Here is an 18,274-nt window from a genome sequence, read left to right on the forward strand (position 1 = left end):
CCCCAGTCAATGCACCAGATAAGCCTGCAAGCTCAACTCGGCGCGTTCACCTGGCGCCAGGCTCAGGCTTTCGCTGCCGCCTGACGCGGCCTCGACGCAAACGAATCCACCGGCTTCGCTGCCCGCCACACCCATCAAAGGCCGGTTGCCGGGATGCCAGACCACGGTGTTGGCGCTGTCGCCAGTGTCGATACCCAGGCGCCGTTGCCAGGCTTGATCCTGTAACTGCAACGGGCCGGTATGGTCGAATACCCGCTGACAGCCGCCTGCCACGCGCAAGTCGCCTTCTTGCTGACAGGCCTGTCGACTGAGCTGATCCCAGCCTTGCGCGCCATCCAGGCCTTCCAGCGCCACTTCCTGCACATCGCTGATCCGCCAATAGGCGTGCAGCGCATGACTGAACTGACACGGCTCGCTGTCCTGGTGCCGGGTGGTCAAACGCAGTTCCATGCCCTGTCCCAGTTCGGCGTGCAGATCGGCTTGCCAGTCCCACAGTTGCAGACGCCAATGCAGGCTCACGCCCGCCTCGCTTTCGCGGCTGTCGATCAGCTTCCAGTCCAGCAGTCTCGCCCAACCGTGCGCCGGCCACACGCCTTCACTCGGATGACGGCCATACCAGGGCCAGCAAACCGGAACGCCGCCGCGAATCGCACCGACCTGTGGCCAATGCGATGCACACCACAACCAGGGCTTCTGGCCCCGAGGCTGAAAATGCAGCAACTGGCCGCCCTGACGACTGAACACCGCTTCACATTGCGGGTGATCGATGATCAGCACGTCACGCAGCTGATAACGCTCCCACTCGAACGTCGGCCTGGAGCGCCTGGATTTGAAAAATCGCTGCAATGGATGCTCAAGCATCCCTGCTTCCTTGATGGTCATTGCTGTCCTGCTGATTGTTGTTCGAGATTCTACGGTCGGAATGCCTGGCAGTATGCGAGAGGGGCCTTTGTGGGAGAGGACTTGTCCTCGATAGCGAGCCCGAACGAACCTGATCCGCCTGACACACATGCAGTGCTGAAATTACAGCCATCGAGGACAAGTCCTCTCCCACAGGGACGTGCGCAGACAAAAAAACGGGCGGCCAGGCCGCCCGTAAAGCACCACACGACCCTTGATCGTTGTTAAAACTTGGTCTGCAGCTTGATACCGGCCACCAGCGCGTTATCAACCTGATCCACACCGCCCGGAGACTTGATGTATTGCAGGTTGGGACGAATAGTCAGCCAGTCGGTGACGTGCACGCCGTAGTAAATCTCGGAGTTGTATTCGCTTTTCTGGATCGGCAGATAACCTGGGTTGTCGTAGTCGTCGATACCATTGACGGCGTTGATCTGCTTCGCGCGATCACGAACGTCTTCGTTGACGTGAATGCGCGAAATGCCGATGCCGATGTCATCCTTCGGACGCGCGGCGAACGGGCCTTTGAAGACCATGCCGACCTGCAGGAAGTTGTCGACGAAGTTAGTGTCTTTGTCATGCACGGTCGCGTTGGCAAACAGGCTCAGGCCTCGGGACTGATCGCCACCGAAGGTCATGATCTTTTGCTGCGCCACGACCCACCAGCCAGTCTTCTCGTTGCGGGACTTGAACTGGCCGCCGGTGAGGCCTTGTGGCTGGCCGTTGGTATCCTCGTAGACATCGTCGGCGCTCGGGCTGCTGAAGTAGTAACCCAGGCGGTATTCGCCCGGCAGCGAGTTGATGGTCGGCGACCACACCACTTCAACTGGCACCAGGGTGCCTTTGGAGCCACTGCCGCTCAGTTTGAAGCCGTTGCCGGTTTCCAGGTACGAAGGGTTTTGTTCGTAGACGCCGATCTGGGCGAAGACTTCAGGCGTGATGTTGTACTTCACGCGCAAGGCCCACTGGCTGACTGGCCAGTTGTACCAGGTGTTCACGTAGTTGGCGGCCTGAGTGCCGCAGAAGGTCAAGTTCTGGAAGTCGCAAGGGAAGCTGCCGAAATCCTCGCCCTCGCCCATCCGACCGGCCTTGATGTCGAGTTTGCCGTCGAAATAGGTCTGCTTGACCCACATTTGCGTCAGACGCCAGGTCTGGCCGCGACCCCAGACTTCTTGCGAGGAACTGAGCGTGCCGACACGAGGATCGCCAAGTCGGTCATTGGAAATGTTGTTACCGCTTCGTTCAGTGATGGCCAGTTTGAACTCCGCATTCTTCCAGCCAAGGACCTTCTCCAGATCCATCTGCACGCCGAGGGCGAACTGATCGCTGTAACGCGCCGTCTTGTCGTCGTTGTAGCCGCCATGCACGTTGGCACCCATCTCACCGACGTATTCCAGCGAGAAGTCGTAGCCTTTGTCATACAGTTCCTGACGCAATCCACCCCAATCGCCGGTCATGTGTTCACTGGCGTGGAACGGCTCGACAGCACTGGCGGTTCCCGTAAACGCCAAAGCACTCAAAACAGACAGACCACCGATAAGCTGGAACTGGTTAAGCGATTTGTTGCGTAGCTTCTTCATCCCTTAAATCCTCGTTTTATTGTTATTAGCTTCTAACGGCATCGACAGCGGTTGCTTCGTGTTTGCCGGCCGGGCGACCTGTTACGACAGCGGTTACCCCGACCGGCTGTGCTCGGTTCAGTTGCGGTTGATCTGAGTGACATTGCCCGCGCGGCCGGCAGGCTGTGGCTGGCCCAGCACGCCAAGACGCTCCCCGGTGGCTGCGTCGAAGAGCATGACTTTGGCCGGATCGAATTGCAGGGTCAGGCTTTCCCCAACCTGCGGCGCGACGTCCGGTGCCAGACGGCAGCAAACCTTGCTCTGGTTCAGGTTGACAAACACCAGCGTGTCCGGCCCGGTAGGCTCGGTAACCTGGACTTCAGCGCGAATGGTCGGCAGGCCGTTGGGCTCGCCGGGCGCCAGCACGATCTGCTCGGGACGCATGCCAAGGATGACTTCGCGATCCTCAAGCCCGGCATCCGACATTCCCATGGGGAGTTCGCAACGGGCCTGGCCGCTGTCGAGCAGGGCAAACAGGCGACCATCCTTGCGTTGCAGGCGCAGGGGAATGAAGTTCATCGGCGGCGAGCCGATGAAGCTGGCCACGAACAGGTTGGCCGGGTTGTTGTAGATCTCTTTTGGCGTGCCGAACTGCTGGATGATCCCGTCTTTCATCACCGCCACTTTATCGCCCAGAGTCATGGCTTCGATCTGGTCGTGGGTAACGTACACCGTGGTGGTTTTCAGGCGCTGATGCATCAGCTTCATTTCAGTACGCATCTCGACCCGCAGCTTGGCGTCGAGGTTGGACAGCGGTTCATCGAACAGGTAAATCTTCGGCCGCCGCGCCAGTGCGCGACCCATGGCCACACGCTGCTGCTGGCCGCCGGACAACTGGCCGGGCTTGCGATTGAGCAGGTGTTCGATCTGCAACAGCTTGGCGACCCGGGTCACTTCCTCGTCGATGGCGGCGGCGCTCATCTTGCGGATCTTCAGGCCGAACTCGATGTTCTGGCGCACGGTCATGGTCGGGTACAGCGCATAGGACTGAAAGACCATGGCGATGTCACGATCCTTGGGACTCATGCCGCTGACGTCGGCATCGTCGATCAGGATCGAGCCGTTGCTGATGGTTTCCAGACCCGCGATGCAGTTCATCAGCGTGGATTTACCACAACCGGAAGGCCCGACCAGAATCAGGAATTCACCGTCCTTGATCTGCAGTTCGATGTTCTTCAGCGTGTCCGGAAGGCCAACGCCGTAAGTCTTGTTTACATTGCGTAATTCGAGCGTTGCCATGATTACCCCTTGACCGCGCCGGCCGTGAGACCGCGCACGAAATACTTGCCTGCCACGATGTAGACCAGCAGTGTCGGCAGGCCGGCAATCATCGCCGCCGCCATATCAACGTTATATTCCTTGGCTCCGGTGCTGGTGTTGACCAGGTTGTTCAGGGCCACGGTGATCGGTTGCGAGTCGCCGCTGGAGAACACCACGCCGAACAGGAAGTCGTTCCAGATCTGTGTGGACTGCCAGATCAGGCAGACCATGATGATTGGCGTCGACATCGGCAGAATGATCTTCATGAAGATGGTGAAGAACCCGGCGCCATCCAGGCGCGCGGCCTTGACCAGCGCATCCGGAATGCTCACGTAGTAGTTACGGAAGAACAGCGTGGTGAACGCCAGGCCGTAGACCACGTGGACAAACACCAGTCCCGTCGTGGTGCTCGCCAGACCCATCTTGCCGAGGGTGAAAGACGCCGGCAGCAGGACGGTCTGGAACGGCAGGAAGCAGCCGAACAGCAACAGGCCGAAGAACAACTGCGAACCACGGAAACGCCAGAACGACAGCACGTAACCGTTGAGCGCGCCGATGGCGGTGGAGATCAGCACCGCGGGCACGGTGATCTTGATCGAGTTCCAGAAATAACCGTCGACGGTCGCCCAGGCCTTGACCCAACCGATGGTGCTCACCACGGTCGGCCAGCTCAGCAGGTTGCCCGCGCTGATATCTTCCGGAGTCTTGAAGCTGGTCAGCAACATCACCACCAGCGGCACCAGATACAGCAGGCACGCGATGATCAGGACCGCGTGAATCGCGATCCGGCTGAGGCTGACGGCAGGTGTTCCGATCTGATTACTCATGACGCTTGTTCCTCAGCTCGGAATACAGATAAGGCACGACGATGGCGAGAATCGCCCCGAGCATCAGGATTGCACTGGCCGAGCCCATGCCCATCTGGCCGCGACTGAAGGTGAACGAATACATGAACATCGCTGGCAGGTCCGAGGAGTAGCCGGGGCCGCCCGCCGTCATCGCTGCAACCAGGTCGAAGCTCTTGATGGCGATATGCGCAAGGATCATCACCGCGCTGAAAAAAACCGGGCGCAGGCTTGGCAGAACCACTTTCAGGTAAATGGTCGGCAGGCTCGCCCCATCGATTTGCGCAGCACGGATGATCGACTGATCGACACCGCGAAGGCCGGCCAGAAACATCGCCATGATGAAGCCCGATGCCTGCCAGACTGCAGCGATCACCAGGCAATAGACCACGCGATCAGGATCGATCAGCCAGTCCAGGCGGAAGCCTTCCCAACCCCAGTCGCGCAGCAATTTGTCCAGGCCCATGCCCGGATTGAGCAGCCATTTCCAGGCGGTGCCGGTGACGATCATCGAGAGCGCCATCGGGTACAGATAAATGGTGCGGATAAACCCTTCGCGACGAATGCGCTGGTCGAGGAATACCGCCAGTATTACGCCGACTACCAGGCTGATGCCGATGAACATGCCACCGAACACCGCGAGGTTCTTGCTGGCCACCCACCAACGGTCGTTATCGAACAGGCGCTCGTACTGAGCCAGTCCGGCCCACTTGTAGGAAGGCAGAAAGGTCGAGGTGGTGAACGACAATACGAACGTCCACAGGATATAGCCGTAGAAGCCCACCAGGACGATGAACATGCTTGGCGCCAGCACCAACTTGGGTAGCCAGCGCTGCAAGGCATCGAACGGCGAGGCTTTGCTGAATACAGCAATAGAACTCATTGGAAGCATCCACTTGGAACGGCTTGATCCAGGCCACAGCCGTGCGTGAAACCGGATGAGACGGTTTCATCAGCACGAACTGCGGCTGGGGTTTACATGCGCCCCTGATCACAAGGGCGCGAAACGATTACTTCGCGGCTTTGACCGACGCAAACAACTGCTTGGCGGTTTTGGCCGGATCGGCTTTCGGGTCGTTGATGTAGTTGGTGACGACGTCAAAGAACGCCCCTTGCACGGCCAGCGAAGTCGCCATGTTGTGCGCCATGCTTGGTTGCAGGCCGCCGGTTTTCGCATCAGCCAGGAAGTCCTTGGCAGCGGTTTGTGCGCAAGAGTCGAAACCGTAGCTTTCCATCTTGTTCAGCATGTCGTTGCGAACCGGGATCGAGCCTTTGTTGATGCTGAAGACCTTCTGGAAGTTTTCACCCAGCACAACTTTGGCGATGTCCTGCTGAGCAGCGGCAGTGGTGTCCTTGTCTTTGCTCTGCTTGAACACTGCCAGGGAGTCGATGTTGTAGGTGAAAGCTTTCTCGGTGCCCGGGAAGGCTACGCATTCGTAATCCTTGCCTGCGACTTTCTTGGCTGCGGTCCATTCGCTCTTGGCCCAGTCACCCATGATCTGCATGCCGGCCTTGCCGTTGATGACTTTGGCCGCTTCCAGGTTCCAGTCCTGGCCTTTGCCGTCGGCATCCATATAGGTGGCGACTTTCTTCAGCTCGGTCAGCGACTTGATCATTTCCGGGCCGGTCAGGGCTTTTTCATCCAGGTCTACCAAGGCTTTCTTGTAACCGTCCGCCCCCATTACCGAAAGCACGACGGCTTCGAAAACAGTGCTGTCCTGCCAGGGTTGACCGCCATGGGCCAGCGGGATGAAGCCCGCAGCCTTGAGCTTGTCACCGGCAGCGTAGAACTCTTCAAGAGTGGTTGGATTCTTGGTGATCCCGGCTTTCTTGAACACTTCCGGGTTGATCCACAGCCAGTTGACGCGGTGAATGTTCACCGGGACGGCCACATAGTCGCCGTCATACTTCACCGTGTCGGAGACTTTCTTGTCCAGCAGGCTGTCCCACTTTTCTGCTTTGGCGACGTCTTTCAGCACGTCGGTATCCAGCAGACCGGTAGACGCCCATTCCTGGATATCCGGACCTTTGATCTGGGCAACACCAGGCGGGTTGCCAGCGACCGCGCGGCTTTTCAGCACGGTCATGGCAGTGGAACCACCACCACCGGCCACAGCGCCGTCTTTCCAGGTGAAGCCGTCTTTTTCCACTTGAGCCTTGAGCACATCGACAGCAGCTTTTTCGCCACCGGACGTCCACCAGTGGACCACTTCAACGGAGCCTTTCGAATCGGCAGCAAGCGCGCTCAGCGGGAACAACGAGGCGAGAGAAATGAGAGTAGCGAGACGGGAAATTGAATTCATCGATTTAACCTTTCTTGTTGTTATGCATGAGCAAGTCTGTGCTTGCGCTGCATGGAGTCTAACCAAGGGTTTTGAAAGAACAGTAACGAAGGGATGCGCAATGGTCACAGGATGGTTACATTGGATACTTGCTTGGTGGGAGCGAGCTTGCTCGCGAAGAGGCAGGTACATCCTTCACATCTGCGCATTTGAAATACCGCTTTCGCAAGCAAGCTTGCTCCCACAATTCAACCTCCCGGAGGTCCTGTCCGGGGCTCAATCAACCGTCCTTGGCAAATACAACGTCACCCGCAACCCGCCGCCGCGCAGGTTTTGCAGGCTGACTTCGCCGCCGTGGCTGTGGGCGATGTTGCGGGCGATGCCCAGGCCCAGGCCGTAGCCTTGCTGCTGGCTGCCCGCGAGGCGGAAATGCGGTTCGAAGACTTGTTCCAGGCGTTGTTCGGGTACGCCGGGGCCTTCGTCGTCCACATGCAGCACAAATGCCTTGGCGTTATCTTCGACCCTTAGATGCGCCTTGTGCCCGTACTTGATCGCGTTGTCGATCAGGTTGCCGATGCAGCGTTTGAGGGCCAGCGGTTTGCCGGGATACGGCGCTTCGGCCTTGCCGTGCTGGGTGGCGCTGCCGTTGCCGTTGGGCGGCAGGAAAGGCTCCACCAGACAGTCGAGCACGTAGTTCAGATCCACCGCCTCGATGTTCTCGTGAATATCCGTGTCTTTCACGCATTGCAGCGCGCCTTTGACCAGCAACTCCAGCTCGTCCAGATCACGACTGAATTTGCGCTGCTGGGTTTCATCCTCCAGCAGCTCGACCCGCAGACGCAGGCGCGTGATGGGCGTGCGCAAGTCGTGGGAAATGGCGCTGAACAACTGGCCGCGTTCGGTGAGGTAGCGACTGATGCGGGTGCGCATGGCATTGAATGCGCGGCTGACTTCCACCACCTCGCTGCCGCCGCCCTCCACTACCGACTCGACTTCCGCACCCAGCGACATGTCACGTGCGGCGCGGGCTAGCCGTTTGAGCGGGCGACTTTGCCAATGCACAAGCAGACCGATGAACAACAACAGGAAAGCACTGGTCAGGGCGATGAACCAGACTTGCTGCAAGGGCAATTCCTGTTCTTCGAGCGTCGTGTAAGGCTCAGGCAGCAGCGACGCGATGTACAGCCATTCGCCGGGCGCCAGTTCGATCTGGGTGACCAGGACCGGCGGGTTGACCGGCTCCAGGCTCAGGGCGTAATGCGCCCAGGAGCGCGGCAGTTCATCGAGTTTCAGGCCGCTATTGAAAATCCGCAGATCTTCCGGGCGCACGAACCACACAGAAATGTCCGGATCAGTCCCCAAATGCTGACGCAACACTTCATCGACCACATCAAGCACAGCCTGCTTGCGCGGCGTCGGTTCGAGAGTCTGCATGTCCAGCGGACGATCATTCAGGGACACGACAAAGCGCGTGCCGCCCATGCTGCGCAACTGGTCAAGCACCAGCGGCCGATAGGCCAACGGCAGCGAGCGGAAGTAACTGACACTGGCCGCCATGGAATACGCCAGGCTGCGGGCACTGGTAATCAAGCCTTCCATTTGCGTCGCGCGCAGCTGCGACAGCCAGATCACGCTGGACAGCGCCTGGGCCAGCAACACCGCCAGCAAGGTCAGCAGCAACATGCGACCCAGCAGCGAACGCGGCAGCGGCAACCGACGCTTGGGTGCGGCGGCGCTCAACATTCAATAGCCATATTTTCAGTAACCGTTGCTGACTTGGGAAATGACGTTCGCCGCCAGCAGATAACCGCTGCCGCGCACCGTGCGGATCAGACGCGGCGACTTGCCGGTATCGCGCAGGCGCTGCCGCAGGCGGCTGACCGCCATGTCGACAATGCGCTCAAGGGGCATCAGCTCACGGCCACGGGTCGCGTTACCGATCATGTCGCGATCCAGAATCTGCTGGGGATTGTCGAGAAACAGCTTGAGCAACGCGAAATCGGCGCCAGACAGAATCACTTCCTCGCCATCGTTGTGAAACAGCCGATGACTGACCATGTCCAGCCGCCATTCATCAAACACCAGCACATCGCCGCCAACCCGCTCCTGACCGAATTGCGCCCGGCGCAGCAGCGCCTTGATCCGCGCGAGCAGTTCGCGGGGGCTGAAAGGTTTGCCGAGATAATCGTCCGCGCCCAACTCCAGACCGATCACCCGGTCGGCTTCGTCCGAGCTGGCGGTCAGCATGATGATCGGCACGTGGGGCTGGCGATTGTGCTGGCGCACCCAGCGACACAGGCTGAAGCCATCTTCGTCGGGGAGCATCACGTCGAGGATCAGCAGGTCACTGGGTTCTTCGTTGAAGGCCTGACGGAAATCCGCACCGTCGCCGACCGTCCGTACCTGAAAGCCCGAGCGGCTCAGGTAGGTTTGCAGCAATTCACGAATCTCCTGGTCATCATCAACCAGCAGGATCGATTTACTGACTGAGCTCACCTGGATCATCCTTGTCGCAATGAATCGTTATTGTTTTGGGTAAATCAATACAGACCCGTGAAACGACGGGGCCTTTGTGGGACCGGATTTATCCGGGAAGAGGCCCGTACATCCACCGCACCTTTGTCGTCAGAGATGCCGCCTTCCCGGATAAATCCGGTCCCACCTGGTTGGTGTCGGCTCCTACAGTTCCTCTCCATCCAGCACGTCACCAAACGCCTGCTGCAACGCAACACCCGCGCCCATCAAGCCCGGATACTCGGCAGTCACCAGCCAGACCGGCACGCCATTGAAATAATCGCTCATCACGCCCTTTTCGGCGAACGCGCGCTTGAAGCCGCTGTTCATGAAAAACTCGATAAAGCGCGGCACCACACCGCCAACAATGTAGACACCGCCACGCCCGCCGACCGTCAACACGTTGTTCCCGGCCACCCGGCCAAGGAACACGCAGAACTGATCGAGCACTGCGGCCGCCACCGGATCACCGGCGACCGCAGCCGAGGTAATCGCTGCCGGCGACTTGAGCGTCGGCTCGATAGCGTCAAGGGCGCAACTGACCTGATACAGCAACAACAGGCCAGCGCCACTGAGGATGGTTTCGGCGCTGACGTGTTCGTGATCGGCCATCAGGCGCATCCACAACAAGGCTTCACGGGCGTTGCCGATGGGCAGGTCCACGTGACCGCCTTCGCCGGGCAAGGCCATCCAGCGATTGACGCCGACGCTGAGCAGCGTGCCGACGCCCAGACCGGTGCCCGGCCCGACTACGACGCGCGGCCGGTCAGCCTCGCTGATGCCGTGGCAGACCGTCAGGTACTCGTCATCTTTCAGGCAGGTCATGCCCAGGGCCATGGCCGTGAAATCGTTGATCAGCAGTAACTCATCGACTTTCAGGTCCGCGCAGAACGCCGACTTGCTCAACCGCCAATGGCTGTTGGTGAACTCGAATGCGTCGCCATCCACCGGCCCGGCCACCGCAAGGCAGACAAAACCGACATCACCGCGCTGCAACTCCAGATCCTGAAGATAGACCTCGATGGCCTTCTCCGGACTGACGTAGTCGATGGTCGGGAATACCCGGATGGAATGCAGCTTTTCGTCTTCCCAAATGGCAAAACGTGCATTGGTACCGCCAATATCACCGACCAGGGCCAACTTCACTTAAGCGTCTCCAGACTAGAGGTAAAGGCGCTGGCGCCCTTCTCTGCCGAGCTGAAGGCCATGCGCATGAAATTGAACAGCTCGCGTCCGGTGCCGACACTGTTGTCGAGCTGGCCGACAGCGGGTTCTCTGGCGGCCAATTCTGCCGGTTCGACCAGAACTTGCAACGTCCCTTTTACGCCATCGACCCGCACGATGTCGCCATCACGCAAAAGTGCCAAAGGGCCACCATCAAAGGCTTCCGGGCAGACGTGAATCGCCGCCGGGATCTTGCCCGAAGCGCCGGACATCCGTCCATCCGTCACCAGCGCGACTTTGAAACCGCGGTCCTGCAACACACCGAGGAATGGCGTCATTTTGTGCAGTTCCGGCATGCCATTGGAGCGCGGACCCTGGAAGCGCATCACGGCGACGAAATCACATTCCAGCTCACCAGCCTTGAACGCATCGGCCAGGTCCTGCTGATCCTGGAAGACCTTGGCCGGCGCCTCGACGATCTGATGCTCAAGGGCCACAGCCGAGACCTTCATGACGCCACGGCCCAGATTGCCTTCCATGACGCGCAAGCCGCCTTCGGGTGAAAACGGCCGCGCGACCGGACGCAGGATATCTTCGTCGAGGCTTTCAATCGGGCCTTCGCGCCAGACCAGCTTGCCATCTTCGAGGAAGGGTTCGCGGGTGTAACGGCTCAGGCCGCGACCGGCCACGGTGTTGACGTCTTCGTGCAGCAAACCGGCTTCCAGCAGCTCGCGGATCAGGAATGACATGCCGCCCGCCGCCTGGAAGTGATTGATGTCAGCCTTGCCGTTCGGGTAGACGTGAGTCAGGGTCGGCACCACTTCGGAAAGGTCGGCCATGTCCTGCCAGGTCAACTGAATCCCCGCCGCCTGGGCAATCGCCGGCATGTGCAAGGTGTGGTTGGTGGAACCACCGGTGGCGTGCAACGCGACGATGGAATTGACCAGCGAACGCTCGTCGACGATTTCGCCCAACGGCATGAAATTGCCACTTTGCTTGGTCATGCGCGTGATCTGGTGCGAAGCCTCGACCGTCAGCGCATCACGCAGCGGCGTGTACGGATTGACGAACGATGCGCCGGGCAAATGCAGGCCCATGACTTCCATCAGCAACTGGTTGGTGTTGGCGGTGCCATAAAACGTGCAGGTGCCAGGACCGTGATAGGACTTCATCTCCGAATCCAGCAGTTCTTCGCGAGTGGCCTTGCCTTCCGCGTAACGCTGGCGCACGTCGGCTTTCTGCTTGTTGGAAATCCCCGACAGCATCGGTCCGCCGGGAATGAACAGGATCGGCAAATGGCCGAAACGCAGCGCACCCATCATCAGGCCCGGCACGATCTTGTCGCAAATGCCCAGCATCAAGGCGGCGTCGAACATATTGTGAGATAACGCGACGGCGGTAGACATGGCGATGACTTCACGGCTGGCGATACCCAGCTCCATGCCCGGCTCACCCTGAGTGACGCCGTCGCACATGGCCGGCACACCGCCGGCGAATTGACCGACCGAACCAATGTCACGTAAAGCCTGTTTGATCTGATTCGGGAAATGCTCGTAGGGCTGATGCGCCGAGAGCATGTCGTTATAGGAGGAAACGATGGCCACGTTGGCGGCGTTCATCATGCGCAGGGTGTTTTTGTCTTCGGGACCGCAGGCCGCGACGCCATGGGCAAAGTTGGCGCACTGCAGCTTGCCACGCATCGGGCCATCGCTCGCAGCGCTTCGAATCAGTTGAAGATAGCGCTGCCGTGTGTCGTGACTACGGGCGATCAGCCGTTCGGTTACCTCAAGGACGCGGGGATGCATGTGATGAACTCCAGGCTAACGTGTGTGGTCGCCCGCTCGGACGGTTCCAGAAATCGAGGCGCGAGCCTTGTCTGTAAAAGCTTGATCTCGATCAACTGTACTGGTCTTACAGGCTTCTCGTTGTAGATAAAACAAAATATTGCCATTAAAAAGGCTTGTTTTCTATTTCTATGCGAATAATCTTGTAATTCCAACAACAAATTTACTGAGGACGGCTGTATGACTCTCCGTATTGCAATCAATGGTTTTGGCCGCATCGGCCGCAACGTCCTACGCGCACTCTATACCCAAGGCTATCGTCAGGACCTGCAAGTCGTCGCCATCAATGATTTGGGCGACAGCGAAATGAATGCGCACCTGCTGCGCTTCGACACGGTTCACGGACCGTTCGGCGGAACCGTTGAATGCGACAGCGAAAGCTTGACGGTCAATGGTGACCGAATTGCAGTCAGCGCCATTCGCAACCCGGCCGAGCTGCCGTGGAAAGCACAGAACATCGACGTGGTGTTCGAATGCACCGGTTTGTTCACTGACCGCACCAAGGCCGCCGCGCATCTGACTGCCGGTGCGCGCAAGGTCATTATCTCGGCTCCCGCCAAAGGCGCGGACGCCACTATCGTCTATGGCGTCAACCACGACACCCTGCGTCAATCGCATCAAATCATTTCCAGCGCATCCTGCACCACCAACTGCCTGGCTCCGGTGGCGCAAGTCCTGCACCGTGAACTGGGTATCGAAAGTGGCCTGATGACCACCATCCACGCCTATACCAACGACCAGAACCTGATCGACGTCTACCACACTGACCCGTACCGCGCGCGCTCGGCCACCCAGTCGATGATCCCGAGCAAGACCGGCGCCGCCGAAGCGGTCGGCCTGGTATTGCCGGAACTGGCAGGCAAGCTCACCGGCATGGCCGTGCGCGTACCTGTGATCAACGTTTCGCTGGTCGACCTGACATTGCACCTGAGCCGCGAAACCACGGCCGCCGAAGTCAACGCGATCATGAAAGAAGCCAGCCAGCACTCGAAAATCCTCGGCTACAACACCTTGCCGCTGGTTTCCCACGACTTCAATCACAATCCGCTGTCGTCGATTTTCGATGCCAACCACACCAAGGTCAGCGGCAAGCTGCTCAAGGTTCTGGCCTGGTACGACAACGAATGGGCGTTCTCCAACCGCATGCTCGACAACTGCCTGGCGCTGCATAACGCGCAGTGAATCCACTGTGGGAGCTAGCTTGCTAGCGAAGGCTATGTTTCAGGCTCCGAAAATGCGTCGGATGTACCGGCCCTTTCGCGAGCAAGCTCGCTCCCACAGGGATTGTGCGAAGAATCAGTGACAAACATGACTTGACCGAAGGTGTGGATGATAAGCATTATCATCCACTGCTTTTTCCGGTCGGGTATTCCCGTGAGTCAGTCGCGCTTAAACGAAGTCTTCCTTTCCCAACGGCCGGTCCTTTTGCGCACGCTGCAAAGGATGGTCAGCAACCGCAGTACCGCTGAAGACCTGCTGCAGGAGACCTACCTGCGCGTGACGCGGGCCTTGAGCAGTCGCGCCATCGATCACCTGGAACCTTTCGTCTATCAGACCGCGCGCAATCTAGCGCTCGATCATCTGCGCTCCCGCCGGGTTCTGGCCCGTACCGTCGCCGACGACACGCCGCAGGCGGACATCGAAAATGTCGTCGCCCAGGCCACGACCCTGGAAGATGCCACTCACGCCACGCGCATGCTCGAAGGCCTCAATGAAAGCCTGAGCAAGCTGAGCCCGCGCCAACAGCAGATTTTCACCATGAGCCGCCTCAATGGCTGCAGCTACGTTGAGATCGCCGAGCAGTTGGGTGTCTCCGCCAGCACGGTGCAAAAAGAACTGAAACTGATCATGGCAATTTGCGTTGCGGTGGCGGCTAGACTTGACCACGTTTAGGTGTTGCAGCAGGCTGCTGGCAATCTGCGCACCGGCCTGCGGTTCGGCAGCCGATCAACAAGAACTTCCGAGGATCATCCGTGAAGGATCCTGACAGCCTGCGCGCGACTTCGAGCGCGCAGGATGTACTCAACGACCGCGCGATGGACCAGGCCTTGAACTGGCTGATCGAACTGGACAGTGACGACCCACAGCAGCAGGCGCGTTTTCAGGCCTGGCTGGCGGCCGACCCTGCGCATCGCAAAGCCTTCGACCGGGTGCATTCGGTCTGGCATTCGCAGCCGGTGGAACACGCTGCCGCCGCCATGGAGCCTGCCCGCCCGGCGCTCTGGCGGCGCCGCGCGCGGGCCTGCTGGAAACCGCTGGCCACGGCGGCGCTGCTGCTGGTCGCGGTGTTTCATTTCAGTAATCTGGGCTTGCGCTTGCAGGCCGATCATCTGACCGTCGTCGGCGAGCGCCAACGCTTGCAGCTCGAAGACGGTTCCCGGGTGCTGCTCAATACCAATTCGGCGTTCTCCAGCACCATTACCGACAAGACTCGCGTAGCGCATCTGCTGCAAGGCGAAGCGTTTTTTGAAGTGCCTGCCGCCAGTCAAAACCTGCCGCTGGAAGTCCGGGCGGGAACGGTGAGCATGCGCACCAGCGGCAGCGCATTCGCCGTGCGCTATCTGGATGGCGTGGCGCAGATTCACGTCGAACGTGGCGCGCTGGATGTGCGCACCCCGCAAAACAATGCGCAGACGGTCAGCGCCGGGAACAGCATCAGCGTTGATTCGAACGGCGCCAGCCATCGCCAGAAGCTGGATCAGAACACCGATCTGGCGTGGGTCCAAGGCCGCCTGGTGTTCGACAACTGCCCGTTGAGCGAAGTGCTGGCCGAGCTGCGACGCTATTACCCCGGTTGGATCGTCAACACCAACGATTCGCTGGAACGCGTCGCCGTCACCGGCAACTACCGTCTCGACAACCCGCTTGAGGTGGTCCGGTCCCTCGCCCACGTCACCTCTGCCAGCCTGCATGAGCTGCCGGCATTGGTCATCTTGAATTGATCCGGATTATTTTTACGCGATAACCGCTCGTCGCTCGTCTAGTCATAGCCAATGCAATTGATTCGTATTAACGAACTTTCTGCTAACACTATCGCCAGCGAACCAGGGAGCTTTATCGATGTCGTCCTCCGCCACGGGTTTTGCCACACCGCCCACTTCGGGACTGCAAAGTTTCACGCTCTCGGTATTGACCCTCGCTGTGCTCGCTGCAAGCCCGATGGCGTTCGCCGCGAGTTCGAGCCAGACCGGCAGCGCCGCAACCGCCAGTCGCAGCAGCGGCGCCTACAGCTTCGCCATCGAGCAACAACCCCTGGCCGCCGCGCTGAACGAGTTCAGTCGCATTACCGGCTGGCAGGTCGGCCTGTCTTCCGCGCTGGCCAACAATGTCACCTCACCCGGCGCAACCGGCAATTTGTCAGCGGGTAAAGCCCTGGAACGCCTGCTGGCGGGCACCAATCTGGGCTATCGCACCCTGGGCAACAACAATGTCGTGCTGGAAAAACGCACCGCTGGCGCCATCGCTCTGGAGCAGATCACGGTCAGCGCCACGCGCCAGGCTCAGGACGTCACGTCGGTGCCCAACAGCGTGACGGTGCAGGACCGTGCGGATCTGGACCGGCACAACGTCAATAACATCCGCGATCTGGTGCGCTATGAGCCGGGAGTTTCGGTGGGCGGCGCAGGCCAGCGCGCGGGCACTACCGGCTACAACATCCGTGGCATTGATGGCGACCGCATCCTGACCCAGGTCGATGGCGTCGAAGTTCCGGACAGTTTCTTCTCTGGCCCCTACGCCAACACCCATCGCAACTACGTTGACCCGGAAATCATCAAGCGCGTGGAAATCCTGCGCGGCCCGGCGTCGGCGTTGTACGGCAGCAGCGCCATCGGCGGCGCGGTCAGCTATTACACCCTGGACGCCAGCGACATCATCAAGGACGGCAAGGACGTCGGCGCACGCCTCAAGACCGGCTACAGCTCCGCCGATGACAGCTGGCTGACCTCCGCCACCGTCGCCGGTCGCCAGGGCGACTTCGACGGCTTGCTGCATGTGAGCCAGCGTAATGGGCACGAGACCGAATCCTACGGCAGCACGGGCGGCACCGGGCTGCAACGCATCGAGGCCAACCCGGAAGACGCGCGGACCACCAACGTCCTGGCCAAGCTGGGCTGGAACTACAACGACGGCTCGCGCCTGGGCCTGACCTACGAAAAGTACAAGGATGACCGCGACACCAACCAGAAGAGCGCGGTGGGCGGGCCGTTCAACGCCGGCAGCGGTTTTGGCTTCTATCGGGCGCGGACCGGCAACGACACCATCACCCGCGAACGTTTCGGAATCGAGAACAGCTTCGCGCTGGACAGCCTGCTGGTCGATAACGTCAAGTTGAGCCTGAACTACCAGATCGCCAAGACTGATCAAAGCACCCTTGAACGCTACGTGCCCGGATCGCGGGATGTCTGGCGCTCGCGCGATACCTATTACAAGGAACGCCAGTGGATTCTTGATGCGCAACTGGACAAAGCGTTCAGCATTGCCGACACCGAGCATGTGCTGACGTACGGCACCACCCTCAAGGAACAGAAAGTCACCGGCCAGCGCAGCGGCAACGCGACCTGCGCAGCGGTCCTCGGCACGTGCCGGGTGATCGGCGCGAAAAGCCCGACGGCGTCGGATAGCCTGACGCCATCGAGTGATTTCCCGGACCCGACCATTAACACCTACAGCCTGTTCGCCCAGGATCAGATCCACTGGAACGACTGGACCTTCCTGCCCGGCGTGCGCTACGACTACATCGACCTGAGCCCGCACATCACCCAGGAATTCCTCAATACGGTCAATCCCACCGGCGGCGGCCAAGTCAGTGACGAGAGCAAAACCTGGCATCGCCTGTCGCCGAAGTTCGGCGTGACCTACGCCCTCAGCGAGCAGTACACCTGGTACGGCCAATACGCCGAAGGTTTCCGCACGCCAAGCGCCAAAGCCCTGTACGGACGCTTTGAAAACCTGCAAACCGGCTACATCGTCGAACCCAACTCGGATCTCGAACCCGAGAAAAGCAAGAGCTACGAGACCGGTTTGCGCGGCCACTTCGACGCCGGTTCGTTCGACGTCGCGGTGTTCTATAACAAGTACCGCGACTTCATCAACGAAGACGCGATCCAGCCGGCGACGGCTACCGAAGCGGTGTTCCAGTCCAATAACATCAAGCACGCCACCATCAAGGGCGTCGAGCTCAAGGGTCGCCTGAATCTGGATACCTTCGGCGCACCAGACGGCCTGTACACCCTGGGATCGGCGGCTTACCAATACGGCCGCAACGACGACACCGGCGAACCGATCAACAGCGTCAACCCGCTCAAGGGCGTGCTGGGCCTGGGTTATGAGCAGCAACATTATGGCGGCCTGCTGAGCTGGACCCTGGTCAAACGCAAGGATCGCGTGGACAGCACCAACTTCCACGCCCCGGACGGTTCGTCCAGCCAGTTCAAGACACCCGGTTATGGCGTGCTCGACCTGGAAGGTTTCTACAAAGTCACCAACGACGTCACCCTCAATGCCGGTCTGTACAACCTGACCGACAAAAAATACTGGCAGTGGGACGACGTGCGCGGCTACGACGGCGTAGGCGAAGCAGGCGTTACCAGCCCGGCGTCACTGGATCGCCTGACCCAGCCGGGACGCAATTTCGCCGTGAATGTGGTGTGGGATATCTGATCCTCCGGAGATCCATTGTGGGAGCGACCGGGGTGGCGATCCACCTTGCTCGCGAAGCAGGTAGTACATCCGGCGCTGTCTCGGAGCCTGAGACACCGCCTTCGCAAGCAAGCTTGCTCCCACACGTTCAAGCCGGTTCGCAAACTTTTTACGCAAATGGCCCCTCCCGATCGTCTTGTTAACAA

At 59.8% G+C, this 18,274-nt stretch carries 14 protein-coding genes; 4 read left to right on the top strand and 10 right to left on the bottom strand.

Annotated features, from left to right (window positions below; genetic code table 11):
• Positions 1-6: 6 nt before the first annotated feature.
• The 10 genes from ACP7E4_RS05360 to edd all read right to left on the bottom strand — a co-directional run bounded on the left by ACP7E4_RS05360 (position 7) and on the right by edd (position 12,389).
• Positions 7-861: a D-hexose-6-phosphate mutarotase gene (locus ACP7E4_RS05360; protein WP_426112557.1), complete on the bottom strand. Its 855-nt coding sequence runs from the start codon at positions 859-861 to the stop codon at positions 7-9.
• 263 nt (positions 862-1,124) lie between these two features.
• A complete protein-coding gene (locus ACP7E4_RS05365) occupies positions 1,125-2,480 on the bottom strand; it encodes a carbohydrate porin (RefSeq protein ID WP_426112333.1) in 1,356 nt (451 codons plus the stop codon).
• Between the two features lie 117 nt (positions 2,481-2,597).
• Entirely contained in the window at positions 2,598-3,758 is a 1,161-nt protein-coding gene (locus ACP7E4_RS05370) for a sn-glycerol-3-phosphate ABC transporter ATP-binding protein UgpC (RefSeq protein WP_331150599.1), read from the bottom strand.
• 2 nt (positions 3,759-3,760) lie between these two features.
• The gene (locus tag ACP7E4_RS05375; protein ID WP_426112335.1) at positions 3,761-4,606 is read right to left on the bottom strand and encodes a carbohydrate ABC transporter permease; all 846 of its coding nucleotides are present in this window, start codon (positions 4,604-4,606) and stop codon (positions 3,761-3,763) included.
• Positions 4,599-5,507 (bottom strand): carbohydrate ABC transporter permease, encoded by a 909-nt coding sequence (locus tag ACP7E4_RS05380; protein WP_426112337.1) that lies wholly within the window; start codon positions 5,505-5,507, stop codon positions 4,599-4,601. Before ACP7E4_RS05380 ends, ACP7E4_RS05375 begins: the two co-directional genes overlap by 8 nt.
• A gap of 127 nt (positions 5,508-5,634) precedes the next feature.
• Entirely contained in the window at positions 5,635-6,927 is a 1,293-nt protein-coding gene (locus ACP7E4_RS05385) for an ABC transporter substrate-binding protein (RefSeq protein ID WP_426112339.1), read from the bottom strand.
• 255 nt (positions 6,928-7,182) lie between these two features.
• Positions 7,183-8,649 (bottom strand): ATP-binding protein, encoded by a 1,467-nt coding sequence (locus ACP7E4_RS05390; protein ID WP_426112341.1) that lies wholly within the window; start codon positions 8,647-8,649, stop codon positions 7,183-7,185.
• Between the two features lie 15 nt (positions 8,650-8,664).
• The gene (locus tag ACP7E4_RS05395; RefSeq protein WP_331150603.1) at positions 8,665-9,402 is read right to left on the bottom strand and encodes a response regulator transcription factor; all 738 of its coding nucleotides are present in this window, start codon (positions 9,400-9,402) and stop codon (positions 8,665-8,667) included.
• A 183-nt stretch (positions 9,403-9,585) separates the two neighbouring features.
• Positions 9,586-10,566: a glucokinase gene (locus tag ACP7E4_RS05400; protein ID WP_426112344.1), complete on the bottom strand. Its 981-nt coding sequence runs from the start codon at positions 10,564-10,566 to the stop codon at positions 9,586-9,588.
• Positions 10,563-12,389 (bottom strand): phosphogluconate dehydratase, encoded by a 1,827-nt coding sequence (edd, locus tag ACP7E4_RS05405; protein ID WP_426112346.1) that lies wholly within the window; start codon positions 12,387-12,389, stop codon positions 10,563-10,565. The genes ACP7E4_RS05400 and edd overlap by 4 nt, the downstream gene beginning before the upstream one ends.
• 219 nt (positions 12,390-12,608) lie before the next feature.
• Here edd and gap point away from each other — a divergent pair, with 219 nt between their 5' ends.
• The 4 genes from gap to ACP7E4_RS05425 all read left to right on the top strand — a co-directional run bounded on the left by gap (position 12,609) and on the right by ACP7E4_RS05425 (position 18,089).
• Positions 12,609-13,610: a type I glyceraldehyde-3-phosphate dehydrogenase gene (gene gap / locus ACP7E4_RS05410; RefSeq protein WP_426112348.1), complete on the top strand. Its 1,002-nt coding sequence runs from the start codon at positions 12,609-12,611 to the stop codon at positions 13,608-13,610.
• Positions 13,611-13,802: 192 nt separating this feature from the next.
• A complete protein-coding gene (locus tag ACP7E4_RS05415) occupies positions 13,803-14,321 on the top strand; it encodes an RNA polymerase sigma factor (RefSeq protein WP_426112350.1) in 519 nt (172 codons plus the stop codon).
• 80 nt (positions 14,322-14,401) lie between these two features.
• Positions 14,402-15,370 carry a FecR family protein gene (locus tag ACP7E4_RS05420; protein WP_426112352.1) on the top strand — a complete coding sequence of 323 codons (969 nt, stop codon included), beginning with the start codon at positions 14,402-14,404 and terminating at the stop codon, positions 15,368-15,370.
• Between the two features lie 118 nt (positions 15,371-15,488).
• Positions 15,489-18,089: a TonB-dependent receptor gene (locus ACP7E4_RS05425; RefSeq protein WP_426112354.1), complete on the top strand. Its 2,601-nt coding sequence runs from the start codon at positions 15,489-15,491 to the stop codon at positions 18,087-18,089.
• The last annotated feature ends 185 nt before the right edge of the window (positions 18,090-18,274 follow it).

This window comes from Pseudomonas sp. DSP3-2-3 (assembly GCF_049898225.1).
Lineage (GTDB): Bacteria > Pseudomonadota > Gammaproteobacteria > Pseudomonadales > Pseudomonadaceae > Aquipseudomonas.